The organism is Streptomyces parvus, from assembly GCF_014648875.1.
GTDB lineage: Bacteria > Actinomycetota > Actinomycetes > Streptomycetales > Streptomycetaceae > Streptomyces > Streptomyces parvus.
This window is the reverse complement of record NZ_BMRY01000001.1, coordinates 969,618-988,169: the sequence shown is the minus strand read 5'-3', so window position 1 is coordinate 988,169 and position 18,552 is coordinate 969,618. Positions and strand designations below refer to the sequence as shown.

The 18,552-nt window shown below is 71.4% G+C and carries 21 protein-coding genes and 3 tRNA genes; 19 read left to right on the top strand and 5 right to left on the bottom strand.

The window, feature by feature from the left end; translation table 11 throughout:
* The first annotated feature begins 29 nt into the window (after window positions 1-29).
* The 15 genes from IE140_RS04425 (at window position 30) to IE140_RS04355 (ending at window position 13,505) form a co-directional block, all read left to right on the top strand.
* Window positions 30-446: an NADH-quinone oxidoreductase subunit A gene (locus IE140_RS04425; RefSeq protein WP_150195272.1), complete on the top strand. Its 417-nt coding sequence runs from the start codon at window positions 30-32 to the stop codon at window positions 444-446.
* On the top strand, window positions 437-1,105 hold the full coding sequence (locus IE140_RS04420) for an NADH-quinone oxidoreductase subunit B (protein WP_150195270.1): 669 nt from the start codon (window positions 437-439) through the stop codon (window positions 1,103-1,105). The genes IE140_RS04425 and IE140_RS04420 overlap by 10 nt, the downstream gene beginning before the upstream one ends.
* Window positions 1,102-2,457: an NADH-quinone oxidoreductase subunit C gene (locus IE140_RS04415; RefSeq protein ID WP_189460062.1), complete on the top strand. Its 1,356-nt coding sequence runs from the start codon at window positions 1,102-1,104 to the stop codon at window positions 2,455-2,457. The genes IE140_RS04420 and IE140_RS04415 overlap by 4 nt, the downstream gene beginning before the upstream one ends.
* On the top strand, window positions 2,454-3,422 hold the full coding sequence (locus tag IE140_RS04410) for a complex I subunit 1/NuoH family protein (RefSeq protein WP_093440607.1): 969 nt from the start codon (window positions 2,454-2,456) through the stop codon (window positions 3,420-3,422). Before IE140_RS04415 ends, IE140_RS04410 begins: the two co-directional genes overlap by 4 nt.
* A complete protein-coding gene (locus tag IE140_RS04405; RefSeq protein WP_093440605.1) occupies window positions 3,422-4,024 on the top strand; it encodes a NuoI/complex I 23 kDa subunit family protein in 603 nt (200 codons plus the stop codon). Before IE140_RS04410 ends, IE140_RS04405 begins: the two co-directional genes overlap by 1 nt.
* Complete coding sequence (locus tag IE140_RS04400; protein ID WP_150193376.1) at window positions 4,024-4,704, top strand: NADH-quinone oxidoreductase subunit J family protein; 681 nt, start codon at window positions 4,024-4,026, stop codon at window positions 4,702-4,704. Before IE140_RS04405 ends, IE140_RS04400 begins: the two co-directional genes overlap by 1 nt.
* Entirely contained in the window at window positions 4,704-5,069 is a 366-nt protein-coding gene (nuoK, locus tag IE140_RS04395) for an NADH-quinone oxidoreductase subunit NuoK (RefSeq protein WP_032763997.1), read from the top strand. Before IE140_RS04400 ends, nuoK begins: the two co-directional genes overlap by 1 nt.
* Window positions 5,066-7,066, top strand: coding sequence for an NADH-quinone oxidoreductase subunit 5 family protein (locus IE140_RS04390; RefSeq protein ID WP_150193375.1), 2,001 nt, complete (start codon window positions 5,066-5,068; stop codon window positions 7,064-7,066). Before nuoK ends, IE140_RS04390 begins: the two co-directional genes overlap by 4 nt.
* Window positions 7,063-8,784: an NADH-quinone oxidoreductase subunit M gene (locus tag IE140_RS04385; protein ID WP_189460060.1), complete on the top strand. Its 1,722-nt coding sequence runs from the start codon at window positions 7,063-7,065 to the stop codon at window positions 8,782-8,784. Before IE140_RS04390 ends, IE140_RS04385 begins: the two co-directional genes overlap by 4 nt.
* Window positions 8,781-10,412, top strand: a complete 1,632-nt coding sequence (locus IE140_RS04380; protein ID WP_150193374.1) for an NADH-quinone oxidoreductase subunit N — start codon at window positions 8,781-8,783, stop codon at window positions 10,410-10,412. The genes IE140_RS04385 and IE140_RS04380 overlap by 4 nt, the downstream gene beginning before the upstream one ends.
* Before the next feature lie 115 nt (window positions 10,413-10,527).
* Entirely contained in the window at window positions 10,528-10,986 is a 459-nt protein-coding gene (mscL, locus tag IE140_RS04375) for a large conductance mechanosensitive channel protein MscL (protein WP_032763991.1), read from the top strand.
* A 277-nt stretch (window positions 10,987-11,263) separates the two neighbouring features.
* On the top strand, window positions 11,264-12,127 hold the full coding sequence (gene htpX, locus IE140_RS04370; RefSeq protein ID WP_032763990.1) for a zinc metalloprotease HtpX: 864 nt from the start codon (window positions 11,264-11,266) through the stop codon (window positions 12,125-12,127).
* Entirely contained in the window at window positions 12,124-12,516 is a 393-nt protein-coding gene (locus IE140_RS04365) for a YccF domain-containing protein (RefSeq protein WP_032779383.1), read from the top strand. Before htpX ends, IE140_RS04365 begins: the two co-directional genes overlap by 4 nt.
* A 109-nt stretch (window positions 12,517-12,625) precedes the next feature.
* Entirely contained in the window at window positions 12,626-13,222 is a 597-nt protein-coding gene (locus IE140_RS04360) for a nucleotidyltransferase domain-containing protein (protein WP_150193373.1), read from the top strand.
* Between the two features lie 10 nt (window positions 13,223-13,232).
* Complete coding sequence (locus IE140_RS04355) at window positions 13,233-13,505, top strand: GlsB/YeaQ/YmgE family stress response membrane protein (RefSeq protein ID WP_006126852.1); 273 nt, start codon at window positions 13,233-13,235, stop codon at window positions 13,503-13,505.
* Window positions 13,506-13,530: 25 nt separating this feature from the next.
* Here the strand turns inward: IE140_RS04355 and IE140_RS04350 are convergent, their stop codons facing one another.
* The 3 genes from IE140_RS04350 to IE140_RS04340 all read right to left on the bottom strand — a co-directional run bounded on the left by IE140_RS04350 (window position 13,531) and on the right by IE140_RS04340 (window position 15,474).
* Window positions 13,531-14,145, bottom strand: a complete 615-nt coding sequence (locus IE140_RS04350; protein ID WP_229826681.1) for an alpha-ketoglutarate-dependent dioxygenase AlkB family protein — start codon at window positions 14,143-14,145, stop codon at window positions 13,531-13,533.
* 110 nt (window positions 14,146-14,255) lie between these two features.
* Window positions 14,256-14,789: a methylated-DNA--[protein]-cysteine S-methyltransferase gene (locus IE140_RS04345; protein ID WP_032779381.1), complete on the bottom strand. Its 534-nt coding sequence runs from the start codon at window positions 14,787-14,789 to the stop codon at window positions 14,256-14,258.
* A gap of 196 nt (window positions 14,790-14,985) precedes the next feature.
* Entirely contained in the window at window positions 14,986-15,474 is a 489-nt protein-coding gene (locus tag IE140_RS04340; protein WP_010056669.1) for a YajQ family cyclic di-GMP-binding protein, read from the bottom strand.
* Window positions 15,475-15,640: 166 nt separating this feature from the next.
* Between IE140_RS04340 and IE140_RS04335 the strand changes: the two genes are divergently transcribed.
* Window positions 15,641-15,722 (top strand) — tRNA-Tyr (locus IE140_RS04335).
* An 81-nt stretch (window positions 15,723-15,803) separates the two neighbouring features.
* Here IE140_RS04335 and IE140_RS04330 read toward each other — a convergent pair.
* Both IE140_RS04330 and IE140_RS04325 read right to left on the bottom strand, forming a co-directional pair.
* The gene (locus tag IE140_RS04330) at window positions 15,804-16,460 is read right to left on the bottom strand and encodes an SDR family oxidoreductase (protein ID WP_150193372.1); all 657 of its coding nucleotides are present in this window, start codon (window positions 16,458-16,460) and stop codon (window positions 15,804-15,806) included.
* A gap of 34 nt (window positions 16,461-16,494) precedes the next feature.
* On the bottom strand, window positions 16,495-17,790 hold the full coding sequence (locus IE140_RS04325) for an amidohydrolase family protein (RefSeq protein WP_150193371.1): 1,296 nt from the start codon (window positions 17,788-17,790) through the stop codon (window positions 16,495-16,497).
* A 255-nt stretch (window positions 17,791-18,045) separates the two neighbouring features.
* Between IE140_RS04325 and IE140_RS04320 the strand changes: the two genes are divergently transcribed.
* From IE140_RS04320 to rpmG, 3 genes are all read left to right on the top strand, one after another.
* Window positions 18,046-18,118, top strand: a tRNA-Thr gene (locus IE140_RS04320).
* A 45-nt stretch (window positions 18,119-18,163) separates the two neighbouring features.
* Window positions 18,164-18,236: transfer RNA gene (locus IE140_RS04315), tRNA-Met, on the top strand.
* Between the two features lie 88 nt (window positions 18,237-18,324).
* Window positions 18,325-18,489, top strand: coding sequence for a 50S ribosomal protein L33 (gene rpmG, locus IE140_RS04310; RefSeq protein ID WP_003956487.1), 165 nt, complete (start codon window positions 18,325-18,327; stop codon window positions 18,487-18,489).
* The last annotated feature ends 63 nt before the right edge of the window (window positions 18,490-18,552 follow it).

Genomic DNA, 18,552 nt, shown 5'->3' with positions numbered 1-18,552 from the left:
AGGCGGACAACGAGGGAGCGGGGGCGGACGTGGCCGACGTTACGGACGTGACCGGCGTGGCGGGCACGACACTCGCCTCCGAGTACTTTGAGAGCTATTCGGTCATCGGCCTGCTCGCCCTGGTCGGCGTCCTGTTCGTCGCCGTGGCCTTCGCGGCCGGGCGGCTTCTGCGCCCCGTCGTGCCCACCCCGGAGAAGCTGCTCACCTACGAATGCGGCGTCGACCCGGTCGGCGAGGGCTGGGCGCACACCCAGGTGCGTTACTACGTCTACGCGTTCCTGTACGTGATCTTCGCGGTCGACTCCATCTTCCTGTTCCCGTGGGCCACGGTGTTCGCGGCGCCGGGATACGGCGCTACGACCCTGGTCGAAATGTTCATCTTCCTCGGCTTCCTGGCCGTGGGACTGCTCTACGCATGGAAGAAGGGCGTCCTCGCATGGGCCTGACGAGCCGGCCGACCCTCGCGTCGCAGCAGCCCCCGCCCGCCGCCGACCCGGTCCTCCTGCCCGAGCCCAAGCGCCTCGGCGTGCTCTCCCGGCTCGCACCGGAGCCGATGAAGGTCGTCCTCAACTGGGGCCGCCGCTACAGCCTCTGGGTCTTCAACTTCGGACTTGCCTGCTGTGCCATCGAGTTCATCGCCGCCTCCATGGCACGCCACGACTTCATCCGGCTCGGCGTGATCCCGTTCGCCCCCGGACCCCGTCAGGCCGACCTCATGATCGTGTCCGGCACGGTGACGGACAAGATGGCCCCGGCCGTGAAGCGGCTGTACGAGCAGATGCCCGAACCGAAGTACGTCATCTCCTTCGGCGCCTGCTCCAACTGCGGCGGCCCCTACTGGGACTCGTACTCGGTGACCAAGGGCGTCGACCAGATCATCCCCGTCGATGTGTACGTACCCGGCTGCCCGCCCAGGCCCGAGGCGCTGCTCCAGGGCATCCTCAAGCTCCAGGAGAAGATCGCGCGCGAATCCCTCGCCGAGCGGTACGCCTCCGGGGGGACGGGCGGCGGTCCGTCGACCGAGGCCCTGCGCAGCGGCCTCGTCGCCGCGCCGGCAGCGGCCCCGGCAGCCGCTTCCCGACCCGACGAGGAGGGGCGGCGATGAGCGATCGCGACCACCACACGGAATCCGGGGCCGCGGCCGGGGCCGAGGTCTACGACCGGCTGCCGGACGCGGTCACCGACGTGTTCGGCGACGGGGCCGCGGCGGAGTCGGCGTACGACCTGCTGACCGTCGACGTCCCCGCCGCCGACTGGCTCACCGCGCTGCGGACCGCCCGCGACGAACTCGGCTGCACCTACTTCGACTGGCTCAGCGCCGTGGACGAACCGGGCGTCGGCTTCCGCGTCTGCGCCCATGTCGCGGCCCTGGGCACGGGTACGGTGCGGCGGCTGATGGTCCGCACGACCGTGCCGCACGACGCGGCGGTGCTGCCCAGCGCCATCGATGTGTACGCGGGCGCGGCCTGGCACGAGCGCGAGACGCACGAGATGTTCGGCGTCGCGTTCGACGGCCACCCCCATCTCGTACCGCTCCTCCTGCCGGAAGGCTTCGAAGGCCATCCGCTGCGCAAGGACTTCGTCCTGGCCGCACGCGTCGCGAAGGCCTGGCCCGGGGCGAAGGAACCGGGGGAGCCGGCGGAGGGCCACACCGGTCCCAAGCGACGCGCGATGCTGCCGCCCGGGGTCCCCGACCCGAACGAATGGGGCCCCCTGAAGGGCCAACTCCCTCCGGCCGCCGCACGTCCGGCCCGGGCCGCCCGCCCCGCGGCCGACCGACCGCCCCGCCGGACCCGCACGGCGGGCGAGGGCTCGGCGGCCCAACGCGCCACGGCGTCGGCCCCCGGTGCGGAAGCTGTGGAAGCTCCCGCGCCGACCGGAACGGAAGCCCCCACGGCGGCCGGTACGCGGCCCTCCGCCCCCGCGACACCGGAGACCCCCGCGACACCGGAGGCGTCCACGTCCCCTGAGGCGCCCAGGGCGCCGGAGACACCTGCGGCGGCCCGCCCGCGCCGTTCCCGGTCGGCGTCACAGGGTTCCGCCAGCCAGCAGCCGGGGGCCGATGGTCCTGCGGAGACCCCGTCCGCCCCGGCGCGCCGTTCCCGCTCGGCATCGCAGGGTTCCGCCAGTCAGCGCCCGGAGCCGGACGGGCCGGGGACCACCCCCGCTCGGCCGGCTCGCCGTTCCCGGTCCGCCTCCGAGGGCTCGGCCAGTCAGCGTCCCGAGCCGAGCGAGTCGCCCGAGGGCCCGGCAACGTCGGACGCGCCCGTGCGTCCGCCCCGGGTGCGCAGCACTGACGCCCCGTGGCACGACGCCCAACCGGCGTTCGACGAACCCGAGGGCCGGGAGTCCGAGTCCCCGCACGCGCCTTCCCCGGACGAGCAACCCCCCGCCCCAGACGACCCCACCCCAGACAACCCCACCCCAGACCACCCCGCCGGAGGCGATCCCGAGTGAACGACGTTCTCGACGTCGCCCTCCGCCTGGCCATCGTCTTCGTCGTGTTCCTGGTCGCCCCCCTCCTCGTGGGCCAGACGGAACACAAGGTCATGGCCCACATGCAGGGCCGCCTGGGCCCCATGTACGCAGGCGGCTTCCACGGCTGGGCCCAGCTCGTCGCGGACGGCGTGAAGTTCGCGCAGAAGGAGGACGTGGTCCCGGCCGCCGCCGACCGCCGCGTCTTCCAGCTCGCCCCCGCCGTCGCCCTCCTCCCGTACCTCCTCGTCCTCGCCGTCATCCCCCTCGGCCCCGGCGACGGCGCGGTCGGCCAGCTCGTCGACGCGGGCATCTTCTTCGTGCTCGCCGTCATGGGCATCGGCGTCCTCGGCTCGCTCATGGCGGGCTGGGCGTCCGCCAACAAGTTCTCCCTGCTCGGCGGCCTCCGTACCGCCGCGCAGCTCCTCTCCTACGAGCTGCCGATGCTGCTGGCCGCCGCCTCCGTGGCCATGGCGGCCGGTACGGTCTCGCTCACCGGCATCCTCGACGCCTTCGCGTGGTGGTGGCTGCCCTGGCAGATCGTCGGCGCCCTGGTCTTCTTCGTGGCCGGCCTCGCCGAACTCCAGCGACCGCCGTTCGACATGCCGGTGGCCGACTCCGAGATCATCTTCGGCGCGTACACCGAGTACACCGGTCTGCGCTTCGCCCTTTTCCTCCTCGCCGAGTACGCGGGCATCGTCATCCTGTGCGCCCTGACCACCGTCCTCTTCCTCGGCGGCTGGCACGGCCCGTTCGGCGCCGACGGACTCGGCTGGCTCTGGACCCTCCTCAAGACCGCCCTCCTCGCGTTCGTCGTCATCTGGCTGCGCGTCAGCTACCCGCGCCTGCGTGAGGACCAGTTGCAGAAGCTCGCCTGGACCACCCTCGTCCCGCTCGCCCTCGCGCAGATCGCGCTCACCGGCATCGTGAAGGTGGCGATCAGCTGATGCCCCCGATCCCCGGATCCGGCCTGGCCAAGGGTCTTGCCGTCACCCTGCGCACGATGACGAAGAAGACCGTCACCGCGCAGTACCCGGACACCCAGCCCGAACTCCCGCCCCGCTCCCGCGGCGTCATCGGGCTGTTCGAGGAGAACTGCACGGTCTGCATGCTCTGCGCCCGTGAGTGCCCCGACTGGTGCATCTACATCGACTCCCACAAGGAGACGTCGCCGCCCGCCGCCCCCGGCGGCCGTGAGCGCAGCCGGAACGTCCTCGACCGCTTCGCCATCGACTTCTCCCTCTGCATGTACTGCGGTATCTGCATCGAGGTGTGCCCCTTCGACGCGCTGTTCTGGTCACCCGAGTTCGAGTACGCGGAGACGGACATCCACGAACTCACCCACGAGCGCGACAAGCTCCGCGAGTGGATGTGGACCGTGCCGGAGCCGCCCGCCCTCGACCCCGCCGCCGAGGAGCCGAAGGAGATCGCCGCAGCCCGCAAGGCCGCGGACAAGCTCGCCGCCCAGCGCGCCAAGGAGCAGCAGGAACAACAGCAACAAGAGAAGGAGCAGCAGGAACAGCAGGGCGAGAAGGGAGGAAACCCGTGATGCTGCACGCAGCCCCGTCCCTGGTCGCCTCCGCCGCAGGCGACCACCCCGGCTTCCTCTCCCCGTCCGGCGTCGAGATCGCGTTCCTCCTCGTCGGCCTCGCCACTCTGGGCGCCGCCGTCATCACCGTCACCACCAGGCAACTGGTGCACGCCGCGCTCTGGCTCGTCGTCGCGCTCGGCGGGCTGGCCGTCGAGTACCTCCTGCTCACCGCGGAGTTCATCGCCTGGGTCCAGGTACTGATCTATGTCGGTTCCATCGTCGTTCTCCTTCTCTTCGGCCTGATGCTCACCCGGGCCCCCATCGGCCGCTCCCCGGACGCCGACTCGGGCAACCGGTGGGTGGCCCTCGGCGTGGCCCTCGCCTCGGCCGCCGCCCTCGTCTGGGTCGTCGTGGACGCCTTCCGTACGACCTGGATCGACCTCGACGGGCCGGCCCAGGGCTCCACCCGAGTCACCGGCGCCTTCCTGTTCCGGAACTGGGTCCTCCCCTTCGAGGCGCTCTCCGTCCTCCTCCTCGCCGCCCTCGTCGGCGCCATCGTCCTGTCCCGCAAGCGAGACACGGAAACAGGAACGGGCACAGGCAAGAACACAGGCACAGGCAAGGACACGGGCACCGACGTGGGCACCACGAGCCGCACCGGCCCGTCCGGCGCACCCGGCAAGGGGGAGAAGCGCTGATGCACCTCGCCTATCCCGCCGTACTCGCCGCCCTCCTCTTCTGCGTCGGCCTCTACGGCGTCCTCGCCCGGCGCAACGCGATCCTCGTCCTGATGTCCGTCGAGCTGATGCTCAACGCCGTAAACCTCAACCTCGTCGCCTTCGACGTCTGGCTCCGCGACACCCTCCACTCCGGCCAGGCCCTCACGCTCTTCACCATCGCCATCGCCGCCGCCGAGATCGGCATCGGCCTCGCGATCGTCCTGGCCGTCTACCGCAACCGGGGCACCTCCGACATCGACCGGCTCCGCGACACCGCCGAGACGGACGAGGCCGAAGGGAACGAGTCCCCGGGGAAGACCAAGAAGGCAGAGGCCACCACGTGACCACCACGACCCTCGCCGCCCTCGTCCCCCTCCTCCCGTTCCTCGGCGCCCTCGCCGGGCTCGCCGTCGGCCGTACCGCCCCCGGCTTCGTCCGCCCGCTGGCGATCCTCCCGACCCTCACCGCCGCCGTCCTCGCCGTACTCGTCGCCGTCCGTCAGGGCGGCGGCCGGGCCATCGACGCCGCGACCCAACTGACGCCCACCGGCTCGGTCCCGATCGACCTGGCGCTGCATCTTGACGGCTTCGCGGTCCTGGTCGCCGTCCTCGTCACCGTCGTCGCCACCTGCGTCCAGCTCTACTCCACGGCCTACCTCCGCGACGACGCCCGCTACCCCTCCTACGCGGCCCTCGTCTCCCTCTTCACCTCCGCGATGCTCCTGGTCGTCTACTCCGGCGATCTGATGGTGCTCCTGGTCGGCTGGGAGATCATGGGCATCTGCTCGTACTTCCTCGTCGGCCACTACTGGGAGACTCCCGAGGCCCGGGCCGCCTCCCTCAAGGCCTTCCTGGTCACCAAGCTCGGCGATGTCCCCTTCCTGATCGGCCTGTTCGCGCTCGCCGCCGACACCGGCAGCTTCCGGATCACCAAGATCCTCGCCGCAGTCGCCAACGGCGGTCTTGAACACCCCACGCTCATCGCCCTGCTGCTCCTCGCGGGCGTCGCGGGCAAGTCGGCGCAGTTCCCCCTGCACACCTGGCTGCCCGACGCGATGGCCGGCCCCACCCCCGTCTCCGCGCTCATCCACGCCGCGACGATGGTCGCCGCCGGCATCTACTTCGTGGCCCGCCTGCTGCCCGTCTTCGCGGCCTCCGGCGCGGCGCTCGTCGTCCTCGCCGTGATGGCCGCCGTCACGATGCTCGGGTCCGGGCTCGCCGCCCTCGCCCAGGACGACATCAAACGCGTCCTCGCCTACTCGACGATCGGTCAGCTCGGCTACATGTCGGGCGCCCTCGCCGTCGGCGACCGGGGCGCGGCCGTCTTCCACCTCATCTCGCACGGTGCGTTCAAAGCCGTCCTCTTCCTCGCCGCGGGCGTCGTCATCCACGCCGCGGGCACCAACTCGCTCGCCGCCATGTCCCGGATGAGCGGCCTCGCCCGCCGCATCCCGGACGCCTACTGGACGATGACCGTCGCGCTCCTCGCGCTGGCCGCCATCCCGCCGTTCGCCGGCTTCTTCTCCAAGGAAGCCGTCCTCGTCGCCGCCGAGCACACCGCGCTGGGGGACCGGACCGTCGCCCCGGCCGCCGCGGGCTGGACGATCCTGATCGCCGGGCTCCTCGCCGCCGTCCTGACCGCCTCCTACGCCGTACGCCTCTGGCTCCTCGCCTTCCGCGGCCGCGGGGCCGAAGTCCCCGACCACGGCAGGCAGCCCCTCGCCATGACCTCCGTCCTGTGGATCCTGACCGTCCCCACCATCGGCTTCGGTCTCACCGCCGGCATGCTCGGCGACTGGTTCGACGGGCACGGCCTCACGCCGTCCCTCACCACCGCCGTCCTCTCCACCGGCGTCACCCTCGTCGGCGGCCTCGTCACCTACGGCGCCTGGCGGCACACCACCGCACTCGCCGCCCGCACCCCCATCGGAGCCGTGGCCGCCCACCCGGGCGCCGAACCCGCGCTCGTCGAAGCCGAGGCCATGACGTCCCACACCGCCGTCTACGGCACCGTCGCGGACGCCCCCGACCCGGCCGACCCCGGCAGGCTCCTCCTGGGCCCGCTGCACCGCCACGCGGTCACAGGCTTCCACCTCGACGCCCTGTACACGGCGCTGTTCGTCCGGCCCGTCCGGGCAGCCGCCCGCCTCGTCCGCTTCCTGGACCGCGAGGTCGTCGACACCTACGCCAACGGGACGGGCTCCGTCACCCGGCTCCTCGGTACCGCCGTCCGCCGGGCCCAGACCGGCAACGTGCAGACCTACGTCAGCGCCCTGCTCGCCGGGTCCCTCGCCCTGGCGATCGCCGCCGTCGTCTTCGCCAACGTCAACGCGGGGTCGTGACCGTGATCGATATCAGCCCGTCCGTGATGCAGTTCCTTCTTGCGTTCATCGTCGTCGCCCCGCTCCTCGGCGCCCTCGCGGCCCTGCTCCCCGCCCCGCCCGGGCTCAGAGGACGGAACCCCGACCAGGCCGTGCTCCGCCACGGCGTGACCGTCACCGGCGCCGTCCTCGTCGCCGCGATCGTCCTGGCCGCGGGCTTCGACCACGACCACCCCGCCACGATGCAGGCGACCACCGACATCAGCTGGATCCCGGCGCTCGACGTCCGCATCCACCTCGGCATCGACGGCATCTCGCTCCCCCTCCTGGTCCTGACCGCGCTGCTGACCTTCCTCTGCGCGCTGTACAGCTACTTCAAGCTGCCCGCGGGCCCCTCACCGAAGGCGTTCGTCGCCCTCGTGCTCGTCCTGGAGTCCGGCACCCTCGCCACCTTCGCCGTCCTCGACCTGCTGCTCTTCTTCCTCGCCTTCGAGATGGTCCTCATCCCGATGTACTTCCTCATCGCCCGCTGGGGCGGCGACCAACGGCAGGCCGCCGCCTGGAAGTTCATCCTCTACACACTGCTCGGCTCGGTCGTCATGCTGCTCGGCCTCCTCCTCATCGGGCTGAAGAGCGGCACCTTCGACATGGTGGCACTCGCCACTGACAACGGCCGAGGCCTCACCACATCCGTGCAGGTCATCGCCGTACTCGCGATCGGTCTCGGCCTCGCCGTGAAGACCCCGATGTGGCCCCTGCACAGCTGGCTGCCCGACGCCCACACCGCCGCCCCGACCGTCGGATCCGTCCTCCTCGCGGGCGTCCTGCTGAAGATGGGAACGTACGGGTTCGTCCGGATCCTGCTCCCCGTCGCGCCGGACGGCATGCGCACCTTCGCGCCCTACCTCGCCGCGTTCGCCGTCGTCGGCATCGTCTACGGGTCCCTCGCCTGCCTGGCCCTGGCCCGTACCGGCGCCAAGGGCGACCTCAAGCGGCTCATCGCGTACTCGTCCGTCGGCCACATGGGCTTCGTCCTGCTCGGCATCGCCACCATGACCCCCACCGGAGTCAACGGCGCGCTCTTCGCCAACATCGCCCACGGCCTCATCACCGGCCTCCTGTTCTTCCTGGTCGGCGCGGTCAAGGACCGCTACGGCACCGCCGACCTCGACACCCTCGCCGGAGCGACCGGAGCCGCCCTCTACGGCCGAGCCCCCCGCCTCGGCGCGCTGCTCGCCTTCGCCGCCGTCGCCTCGCTCGGTCTGCCCGGACTCGCCGGATTCTGGGGCGAGATGCTCACCCTGTTCGGCGCGTACAGCCCCGCCGAAGGCCTCAGCCGCCCGGCGTTCCGCACCTTCATGGCCATCGGGGCGTTCGGCACGCTGCTCACGGCCGCGTACATGCTCATCGTCGTCCGCCGCGTCTGCATGGGCGAGCACGCGCCCCACTCCCGGCTGTCGTCCGACGAGCAGCCCCAGCAGGCCCCGCGAACGGCGGACGGACCCCAGCCGTCCGGAGCCGCCGGTTCCCAGCCGTCCGGAGCCGCCGGTTCCCCGCCGTTGGAAACCGCCGGTCCCCGGACGGCCACCACCCCGCAGCTCGCCGACATCCACCCGTACGAAGCCGCCGCCTGGACCCCGCTCGTCGCGCTCACCGTCCTCGCCGGCCTCTGGCCCGCCGTCCTCCTCGGCCTCACCGACCCCGCCGTGCAGCAGCTTCTCGCAGGAGGCAAGTCGTGACCGCGGACCTCAGCACCACCGCCGGAAGCCTCGTCGCGCAGGCCCCGGCCGCGACGGCACCCGGCACCGGAGGCGCCGCCGGAAGCCTCCTCGCGGCCGATGTCCCCAGCGTCGTCCAGTCCATCGACTGGCTCGCCATCGCGCCGCCCACCCTCACCGCGCTGGCCGCCCTGGTCGTCCTCGTGGCCGACCTGTTCCTGCCCGCCCACCGCAAACGGCTCCTCGGGTACGCCACCCTCACCGCGCTCGCCGCCGCCCTGGCGTTCCTGATCCCGCTGCGCTCCGGGGACCGGTCCACCTTCTGCGTCACCACCGGCGCCCAGGCGTGCAGCTACACCGCCGACCACTTCACCGTCGTCATCCAGGCCCTCGTCCTCGGCGGCGCGTTCCTCACCGTCCTGCTCTCGCTCGACGACACCCGCAAGCTGCCGGCGGGGGAGTACTGGTTCCTTCTCCTGGCCTCCGCCTCGGGAGCGGCCCTGCTGCCCGCCTCCCGTGACCTCGCCACCCTCGTCGTCGCCCTCGAAGTCGCCTCGCTGCCCGCGTTCGCCCTCGTCGGCATCAAGCGCGGAGACCGGGGCTCCTCCGAGGCTGCGCTGAAGTTCTTCCTCTCCTCCGTCGTCGCCACCGCCGTCATGCTGCTCGGCGTCAGCTTCGTGTACGCGACCACCGGCACCCTGCACCTCACCGAGATCGCCGCCCGCCTGGACGACGTGGCTCCGGTCCTCGACACCCTCGCCAAGACCGGCGTGGCCCTCACGCTCGTCGGCTTCGCCTTCAAGACGGCCGCCGCGCCCTTCCACTTCTGGGTCCCCGACACCTACGTCGGCGCGCCCCTCCCGATCGCCGCCTATCTCTCCGTGGTGGGGAAGGCCGTAGGGTTTTCGGGCCTCATTCTGGTGACCGTCATCGCGTTCCCCTCCTATGCGGACGTCTGGGGGCCCGCCCTCGCCGTCCTCGCCGCGCTCACCATGACCGTCGGCAACGTCGCGGCCCTCCGCCAGAACGCCGCCCGGGCCCGCAGCGCCGTCCGCCTCCTCGCCTGGTCCTCCGTCGCCCAGGCCGGCTACCTCCTGGTCCCGATCGCCGCCGCCGCGTACTCCAGCGACGAACAGATCGGCTCCACCGTGGCGTACGCCCTCATGTACGCCGTCGTGAACCTGGGCGCGTTCGCGGTCGCCGCCCTCGTCGCCCGTACGCACCCCGGCAACCGGCTCTCCGACTACCGGGGCCTGTACGCCACCCGGCCCCTCGCCGCCCTGGCCCTCGGGTTCTTCCTGCTCTGCCTGGCCGGACTGCCGCCCGGCATCATCGGGCTCTTCGCGAAGGTGACCGTCTTCTCGGCGGCGGTCGACGCGGGCCTCGGCTGGCTCGCCGTCGTCATGGCCGTCAACGTCGTGATCGCTCTCTACTACTACCTTCAGTGGACCGCGATCCTCTTCCGCGCACCGGACGGAGCCCCGGAAACGGCCGGACCGGACACCGGATCCCCGGCCTCCGCCACACCCCGCCGATTCCGCGTGCCCACCCCGCTCACCACGGCGATCGTCCTCACATCCGCCGCCGGAATCCTGCTTTCCGGGGTTCCGCAGACCGTCCTGCGCTTCGCCGCCGTCAGCCTCTTCTGAGGGCGTCCGACCCCGCAAGATCGGTTTGCCCGCGGCGCACGCCGCAGGGCATGGTCTTGGCTGCATACGTCATGTATTCGGCGTGGACACGTCGGGAAAACGAGGAGAGAGAGCAGTGCTGAACGGGTTCAAGGACTTCATCCTGCGCGGGAACGTCATCTCGATGGCGATCGGTCTGGCCGTCGGTGCCGCCTTCACCGCCGTCGTCACCGGCTTCAGCAACGCCTTCATCACCCCGCTGATCGGCCTCGCCACCCGCGGCACCGGCGACTTCAGCAAGGCCCACTACACGGTCGACGGAGTCGACTTCCCCTACGGCCTCTTCATCAGCGCCGCCATCGCCTTCATCATCACCGCCGCGGTCCTCTACTTCTGCGTCGTGGTCCCCATGGCGAAGGTCCAGAACCGCTTTGCGAAGGAAGAGGCCGTCGACATCAAGGCCGCCCTCCGCGACTGCCCGCGCTGCTTCAGCGAGATCCCCGCCGTCGCCTCCCGCTGCGGCCACTGCACCAGCGAGGTCGAGCCCGATCCCGAGGCCCTCTCCCTCGCCAAGCTCCCCGCACAGCAGCACTGACCGCACAGCGGTACCGCACCTCCGAGTCACCCCGCCCCCCTCCGCATCACCCCGCACGACCGGGACGGCCCGCCGCCACCCGTACGGCCCAGCGTCACTCCGTACGGGGCCGGGGGCCCGACCGGCGCGAACACGCGGCACAGCCCCCGCCCTCCGGCCGCACGCACAAGGGAACTAGCTCCTCTCGCCTGGCGTTGACCAGTACAGGAGGCTCCACTGGGGAGTGGAGCACCACCATGCAAAGGGTTCCCCTGCTGCACCACTTGGAGGGCGTACCGTGCACCGCCGGCACAACGGGCTCAAGACCGCCGTACTCCTCGGGGGACTGTCCGCACTCATCATCGTCATCGGCAGCTTCTTCGGACGTACGGGACTGATCGTCGCGCTCCTGGTCGCCGTCGGCACCAACGCGTACGCGTACTGGAACAGCGACAAGCTGGCCCTGCGGGCCATGCGCGCCCGCCCGGTCAGCGAATTCGAGGCGCCCCAGCTCTACCGCATCGTGCGTGAGCTCTCCACGGCCGCCCGCCAGCCCATGCCACGTCTCTACATCTCCCCGACCCAGGCGCCCAACGCCTTCGCCACCGGGCGCAACCCGCGCAACGCCGCCGTCTGCTGCACCGAGGGCATCCTCCAGATCCTCGACGAACGCGAGCTGCGCGGCGTCCTCGGCCACGAGCTCAGCCATGTCTACAACCGGGACATCCTCATCTCGTCCGTTGCCGGAGCCCTCGCCTCCGTCGTGATGTTCCTGGTCAACTTCGCCTGGCTCATCCCGGTGGGCCGCTCCAACGACGACGAGGGGCCCGGCCTCCTCGGCATGCTCCTGATCATGATCCTGGGGCCGCTCGCCGCCTCCGTCATCCAGCTCGCCGTGAGCCGCTCCCGTGAGTACGAGGCCGACGCCTCCGGGGCCCAGCTCACCGGGGACCCGCTGGCCCTCGCCAGCGCCCTGCGCAAGCTCGACGCCGGGACGAAGCAGCTCCCGCTGCCGCCCGAGCCCAGGATCGAGACGGCGAGCCACATGATGATCGCGAATCCCTTCAGGCCCGGTCAGGGGATGGCGAAAATGTTCTCGACGCACCCGCCGATGGCGGAGCGCATCGCCCGACTCGAAAAGATGGCAGGTCATCGCCCGTGAAAACCATCCTGAACGTCATCTGGCTGATCCTCTGCGGATTCTGGATGTTCCTCGGCTACCTGCTCGCGGGCGTCCTGCTCTGCATCACCATCATCGGCATCCCCTTCGGCGTGGCCGCCTTCCGGATCGGCGTCTACGCCCTCTGGCCGTTCGGCCACACCGTCGTCGACCGCCGGGACGCGGGTTCGCCCTCCTGCGTGGGCAACGTCCTCTGGCTGGTCCTCGCCGGCTGGTGGCTCGCCCTCGGCCACATCACCACCGGCATCGCGCTGTGCATCACCATCATCGGAATCCCCCTGGGCATCGCCAACTTCAAGCTGATCCCCGTCTCCCTCATGCCCTTCGGCAAGGAGATCGTCCCCACGAACCAGCCCTTCGCCACCCGCTAGCCCGCCCGGACACCGGCCCCGGGCCGGGACGGGACGGGAGCGCCGGGCCGGGACGGGAGCGCGGGAATCCGGCTGACGACCCGGGAGCGACCGCGTAGCGTCCACCGCCGTGGACACCGAACGCACGACGCGTCAGCTCCGGCTGATCACCGAGACGGTACGGATCGCCGACGCGCTCGGCGTGCCGCTCTGGCTCCGGGGCGGCTGGGCCATGGACTTCTACCTCGGCGAGCCGACCCGCGACCACACGGACATCGACTGGTTCGTCCGGCAGCGGGACGCCGAGGTGCTCACGCACGCACTGCTGCGGTCGGGCTGGGAACGGCTCCCCGGCCCGCCCGCCGACCAGCAGCTCGACTTCACCGAGCAGGGTGAGGAGTCGAGTTTTGCCCTGCTCGACGAGGACCCCTGCGGCCATGTCGTCGTGGCGGGCGGTCCTTGGGCCGGGGAACGCTGGCCGGAAGGCATGCTCGACGGCACCGTCGGCCGTATCGGCGCGACGGTCTGCCCGGTCATCAGCCCGGCCGCCCAGGTCGAGATCAAGCGGATGATGCCGGTCTGGGTCCCGGGACGACCGCGTCGGCCCAAGGACGCCCAGGACATCCGAGTCCTGGAGGCCGCCCTGCGAACGGCCGCCCGGCGAAGGCCCCGCGCAACCGAACACCTGCCCGCCGCGTCTTGGATTTCAGGACGAAGCAAGGGGTAGGTGCAGCGACATGGGCATCATCAGTTGGATCATTCTCGGCCTGCTCGCCGGACTCATAGCCAAGATCCTCCTCCCGGGACGTGACCCGGGCGGCATCATCGGCACCACCCTCATCGGCATCGCCGGGGCCTTCGTCGGCGGCTGGCTCTCCAGCCAGTTCCTCGACCGCCCCATCAGCAACGACTTCTACGACACCGCGACCTGGATCGCCGCCATCGCCGGCTCCCTGGTCCTGCTGATCGCCTACCGGCTGCTGTTCGGCCACTCCCGCGACCGCCGCTGACCCGGTCGGCGCCCCGCCCGCTCTTCTACGCGTCCGGTGAAGCCATCCCGGTCTCCCGCAACGTCAGGTTCAACCGGCCGGCCCGCAGCCCCGCTGCCGGGTCGGCCGTTCCCGCGTACACCTTCGGCACTCCGTGGTACGCGAACCGCGACGGCCCGCCGAAGACGAACAGATCCCCGGACGCCAACTCCACATCCGTGTACGGCCGACCGCGTCCCTCCGTGTTCCCGAAGCGGAACACACACCTCGCCCCGATGCTCAACGACACCACAGGAGCGCCCGACCGCTCCTCCTTGTCCTGATGCATCCCCATGCGCGCGGTGTCGTCGTAGAAATTGATCAGCGCGGTGTCCGGAGCGAACCCCCGTGCGGCTTCCTCGTCCCCGTACGCCTCCGCCAACGCCGCCCGCCCCAGGTCGCCCAGCCAGTCGGGGAACGCGGCCACCCGCGCTCCGTTCACATCGTCGGCCGTACGCGCGTACCGGTACGGCTGCCAGTGCCATCCCAGGCACACGGTCCGCACCGACATCACCCCGCCGCTCGGCAGCACCGTGTGCCGGAACGGAACCGGCCCCCGCGCCCACTGACGGCACGCCACCACCAACTCCGCCCGCTGCTGCACCGAAAGCCACTCCGGCACATGAACGGCCCCCGGCGCCACGACCGTACGCGGCCGCCGGAACAGACCGTCGGAGGAGAGGGAAGGGCCGTCCGAGGAGGAACCCCTGGAGGGCGAAGGCGGCGCGGGTGTCACGGCTCGGACCGCTCCGCCCCGCCTTCGAGCCCCAGCAGCAGCTTCTTCCGCTCCAGCCCGCCCGCGTACCCCCGCAGGGCCCCGTCCGCCCCGATCACCCGGTGGCACGGCCGCACGACCAGCAGCGGATTGCGGCCGATCGCCGTGCCCACCGCCCGCACCCCGGCCCCCGAGGCGCCGACCTGTGCCGCGACCTCCCCGTACGACACCGTGCTCCCGTACGGGATCGACTCCAGCACCGCCCAGACCCGCCGCTGGAACTCCGTGCCCAGGCCCTCGGCCACCGGCACGTCGAACCGCGTCGAACGCCCCGCGAAGTACGCGTCCAACTGCCGGGCGACCTCCGTGAACGCCTCGGGGGCGCACCGCCAGCCGTCCTCGACGACCGCGCCGCCCTTCTGGCCGGGCACGGACAACGAACGCAGCCGGACGCCTCCGGCCCGCTTCCCCACGTCCGCCGCCGACTCCTCGCCGACCAGCAGCAACTCACCCAGCGGGCTCTCCACCCGCGCGTACACCGTCGTCGTCATGCCTTCTCACTTCCCCGGTCCGTACGGCCAGTCTGCGCCCGCCCGCCCACCACCACCGGCGGTATTCGGACATCGCATCCGCACGCTCCGCATGCCCCGCACATCCCGCGCGGACCGAAACGCGAAGAGGCACGCCGTCGAGGTCGGCCTCGGCGGTGTGCCCCCGTCACGTGCGGCAGTCGGCTGACTGCCGTGACTACCGGTAGTTCACGAACTGGATCGCGAACTCGAAGTCCTTGCCCTTCAGCAGCGCCTGAACGGCCTGGAGGTCGTCCCGGCTCTTCGAGCTGACGCGCAGCTCGTCACCCTGGACCTGCGCCTTGACGCCCTTCGGGCCCTCGTCGCGGATCGTCTTCGCCACCTTCTTGGCGTTCTCCTGCGAGATGCCTTCCTCGATCGTGGCGAAGATCTTGTACTCCTTGCCGGAGAGCTGCGGCTCACCGGCGTCCAGCGACTTCAGCGAGATGCCGCGCTTGATCAGCTTGGACTGGAAGATGTCGAGGATGGCCTTGACGCGCTCCTCGCCGTTCGCCTCCATCAGGATCTTCTCGCCCGACCACGAGATCGAGGCGCCCGTGCCCTTGAAGTCGTAGCGCTGGGAGATCTCCTTGGCGGCCTGGTTGAGGGCGTTGTCGACCTCCTGCCGCTCGACCTTCGAGACGATGTCGAAACTGGAGTCGGCCATGACGTGTGGCTCCTTGCGTCGAATGTGCGTGGGGATACAGGCCAAAGCCTAGCCACCGCCGCACCCTCCGGGCGCTGATCAATGAGGTGGCGGAGCACCCCTGGCCATCGGGTATTGTTTACGTCGTCGCCAAGGAGCTCACCACGAGATCCAACGCGTCGTTCGAGGCGGTGTGCCCGAGTGGCCAAAGGGAGCAGACTGTAAATCTGCCGGCTCAGCCTACCCAGGTTCGAACCCTGGCGCCGCCACGCGAACGAAGCCCCCGACCGGTTCTCCGGTCGGGGGCTTTCTCGTTGTCCAGGAATCGGTTCAGCCACCCGCCGGACGCCTCAGTTGCCCGCGACGTCCTTCACGGCCACCGCCACCGGCACGTTCCCGGAGATCGCCTCCAGGGTGAGGCCCGCCGTCGCCGGGGTGTCCAGCAGCTCCAGCAGCGTGGCCGCCACGTCGTCGCGGGGGATCGGGCCACGGCCCGTCGAGGCGGCCAGAAGGACCTGGCCGGTGCCCGCGTCGTTGGTCAGCATGCCGGGGCGCAGGATCGTCCAGTCCAGTGCGGTGCGGGAGCGTACGGCCGCGTCGGCGGCGCCCTTGGCCCGCAGATACACGTCGAAGACCTCGTCGCCGGGGTGGTCGGGGTCGGCGCCCATCGAGGAGACGACGAGGCAGCGGCGGACGCCCGCCGCCTCGGCCGCGTCGGCGAACAGCACGGCGGCGTCGCGGTCGACGGTGTCCTTGCGGGCGGTACCGCTGTTCGGCCCGGCGCCCGCCGCGAAGACGACCGCGTCCGCGCCGCGCAGCACCTCGGCGGTCTGCTCCACGGTGGCCGATTCGAGGTCCAGCACGACGGGTTCGGCGCCGGCGTCGGCCAGGTCCTGACTCTGTTGGGGGTTGCGAATGATCCCTACGGCTTCATCCCCGCGTGCGGCGAGCAGCCGCTCCAGCCGCAGTGCGATCTGTCCGTGTCCACCTGCGATGACAATGCGCATACCCCCGACCGTACGCCCGGGGGCGGTCCCGCGCTCAGTTCCTCGGCCCGGCGCCGGGGTCGGGCCGGCCCTGGCGGGGAAGTCCGCCGAGGCCCGCGGCGGCATCGGAGTCGGAGTCGCAGTACTCGCGTACGGCGCTGGTACGGGCCACGATCCGGCCGCGGTGGATGACGATGCGGCTGTACGCGAGGGAGAGCGCCGCGGAGAGCCGTTCGCCGCGTACGGCGAGGAGTTCGGCCGGGAAGCCCGCCTCGACGCGCACATCGGGCAGGCCGAGGGCCGCGCGGGCGCCCGTGGAGACCAGGGCGTACGCCTGCTCGGCGCGCAGCCCCGTCTGCGAGGCGAGGAGGTAGGCGGCTTCGAGCGGATCGCCGCGGCCGACCGGATTGGCCGTGTCCCGCAGCGCGCCGCTGCCCGCCGTGACGCGCACGCCGGCGGAGCGCAGAAGGCGTACGGGGGCGGTCGTACGGCGCTCGGAGCCGGCGCAGCCGCCCTGGGGCAGGCAGACCACGGTGATCCCGGCGGCGGCGAGCCGGTCGGCGGCGCGGGCCGCGGCGTCCAGGGGCAGGTGGGCCAGGCCCGCGCAGGGGCCGAGGGCGACGCCGGGCCGCAGCCCCGCGGCCATCGCGGCGAGCCGGGCGAGGCGTGCGGGGTCGTCGGCGTCGGTGTGCAGGTCCACCGGCAGGCCGTGCTCGGCGGCGATCTCCAGGACGGCCTCGGTGTACCCCGTGGGGTCGGGGTCCAGGTCGGGGCAGCCGCCGACGACGGCCGCGCCCATCTTCACCGCGTCCCTGAGCATCGCGAGGCTGTCCGCTCCGGCGATGCCCGTGAGGAGCCGGGGGACCGCGACCGGCATCACGTCGGCGAGGCCGCGCAGGGCCCGCCGGGTCTGGAGGACGGCTTCGAGCGGGGCGAGGCCCTGGACGTCGCCGACGCGGACATGGGTGCGCAGGGCGGTGGCGCCGTGGCCGAGCTGGAGGAGGGCCGCCTCCGTGGCGCGGCGCTGGATGTCCTCGGCACGGTGGGACGCGGGGCCCGGACTGTCGGGGCCCAGGCTGTCCGCAGTGAGGGCGGTGTCGCCGTGGGCGTGGGGTTCGGCCGGGGCGGGGAGCAGCAGATAGCCGCGGAGGTCGATCCGGGCACCGCGGGCGGTGAGGCTGCCCGCGGTGCCGACGGCCTCGATCCGGCTGCCGCTCAGGCGTACGTCCACGGCCCGGCCGTCGGCGAGGCGGGCGCCACCGAGGACGAGGGCGGGGGACTCGGCGGTGGTGGCTGCGTCGGCGCTGTCGGGCGCGTTGTCGTCGGGCCGCCGTGGCTGGCTGTCAGGCATCGCGCTCCTGGGAGGGGTGCAAGATCACACGGAGTGACCACACCCTAGGGGCGCCCGGAGGCGGCTTCCGGGAGGAGCGGAATAGTCGTACCGGTGCGCCTGCGCGAGCTGCCGACCGGGCCCGGTCCCGATGCGGGCGAGTCCTGGATCAAGGCCTGATCAGGGGGTGTGGGAGGCCCCGGTCGGGGGGCCGGAGGATGCGGGACAAACGGATTTGGGCAACCGGCCGGGGACCGTGTAATGTCTTCCTCGCTCGCCCCAATAGCTCAGTCGGTAGAGCGTCTCCATGGTAAGGAGAAGGTCTGCGGTTCGATTCCGCATTGGGGCTCTGGTGATCGGGAAACCCCGCTTCGGCGGGGGGACTCATCATCAAAGCGGTGTAGCTCAGTCGGTAGAGCAAGCGGCTCATAATCGCTGTGTCACCGGTTCAAGTCCGGTCACCGCTACTAACGGTAGCCGATTGTTGGGTCGGTCCTTCGATCGGCTACCCTTTTATGCGTTCATCCGTCCAACGTCCGTCCAAGGAGCACTCACGTGGCTGCCACCGACGTCCGCCCGAAGATCACGCTGGCCTGCGTGGAGTGCAAGGAGCGGAACTACATCACCAAGAAGAACCGGCGTAACAACCCGGACCGTCTTGAGATGAAGAAGCACTGCCCGCGCTGCAACTCGCACACCGCGCACCGCGAAACGCGCTGAATCAGGCTCGTACACGAGGCCGCCCCCTCTGGGGGCGGCCTCGTGTCGTTGTACGGGGTTCGT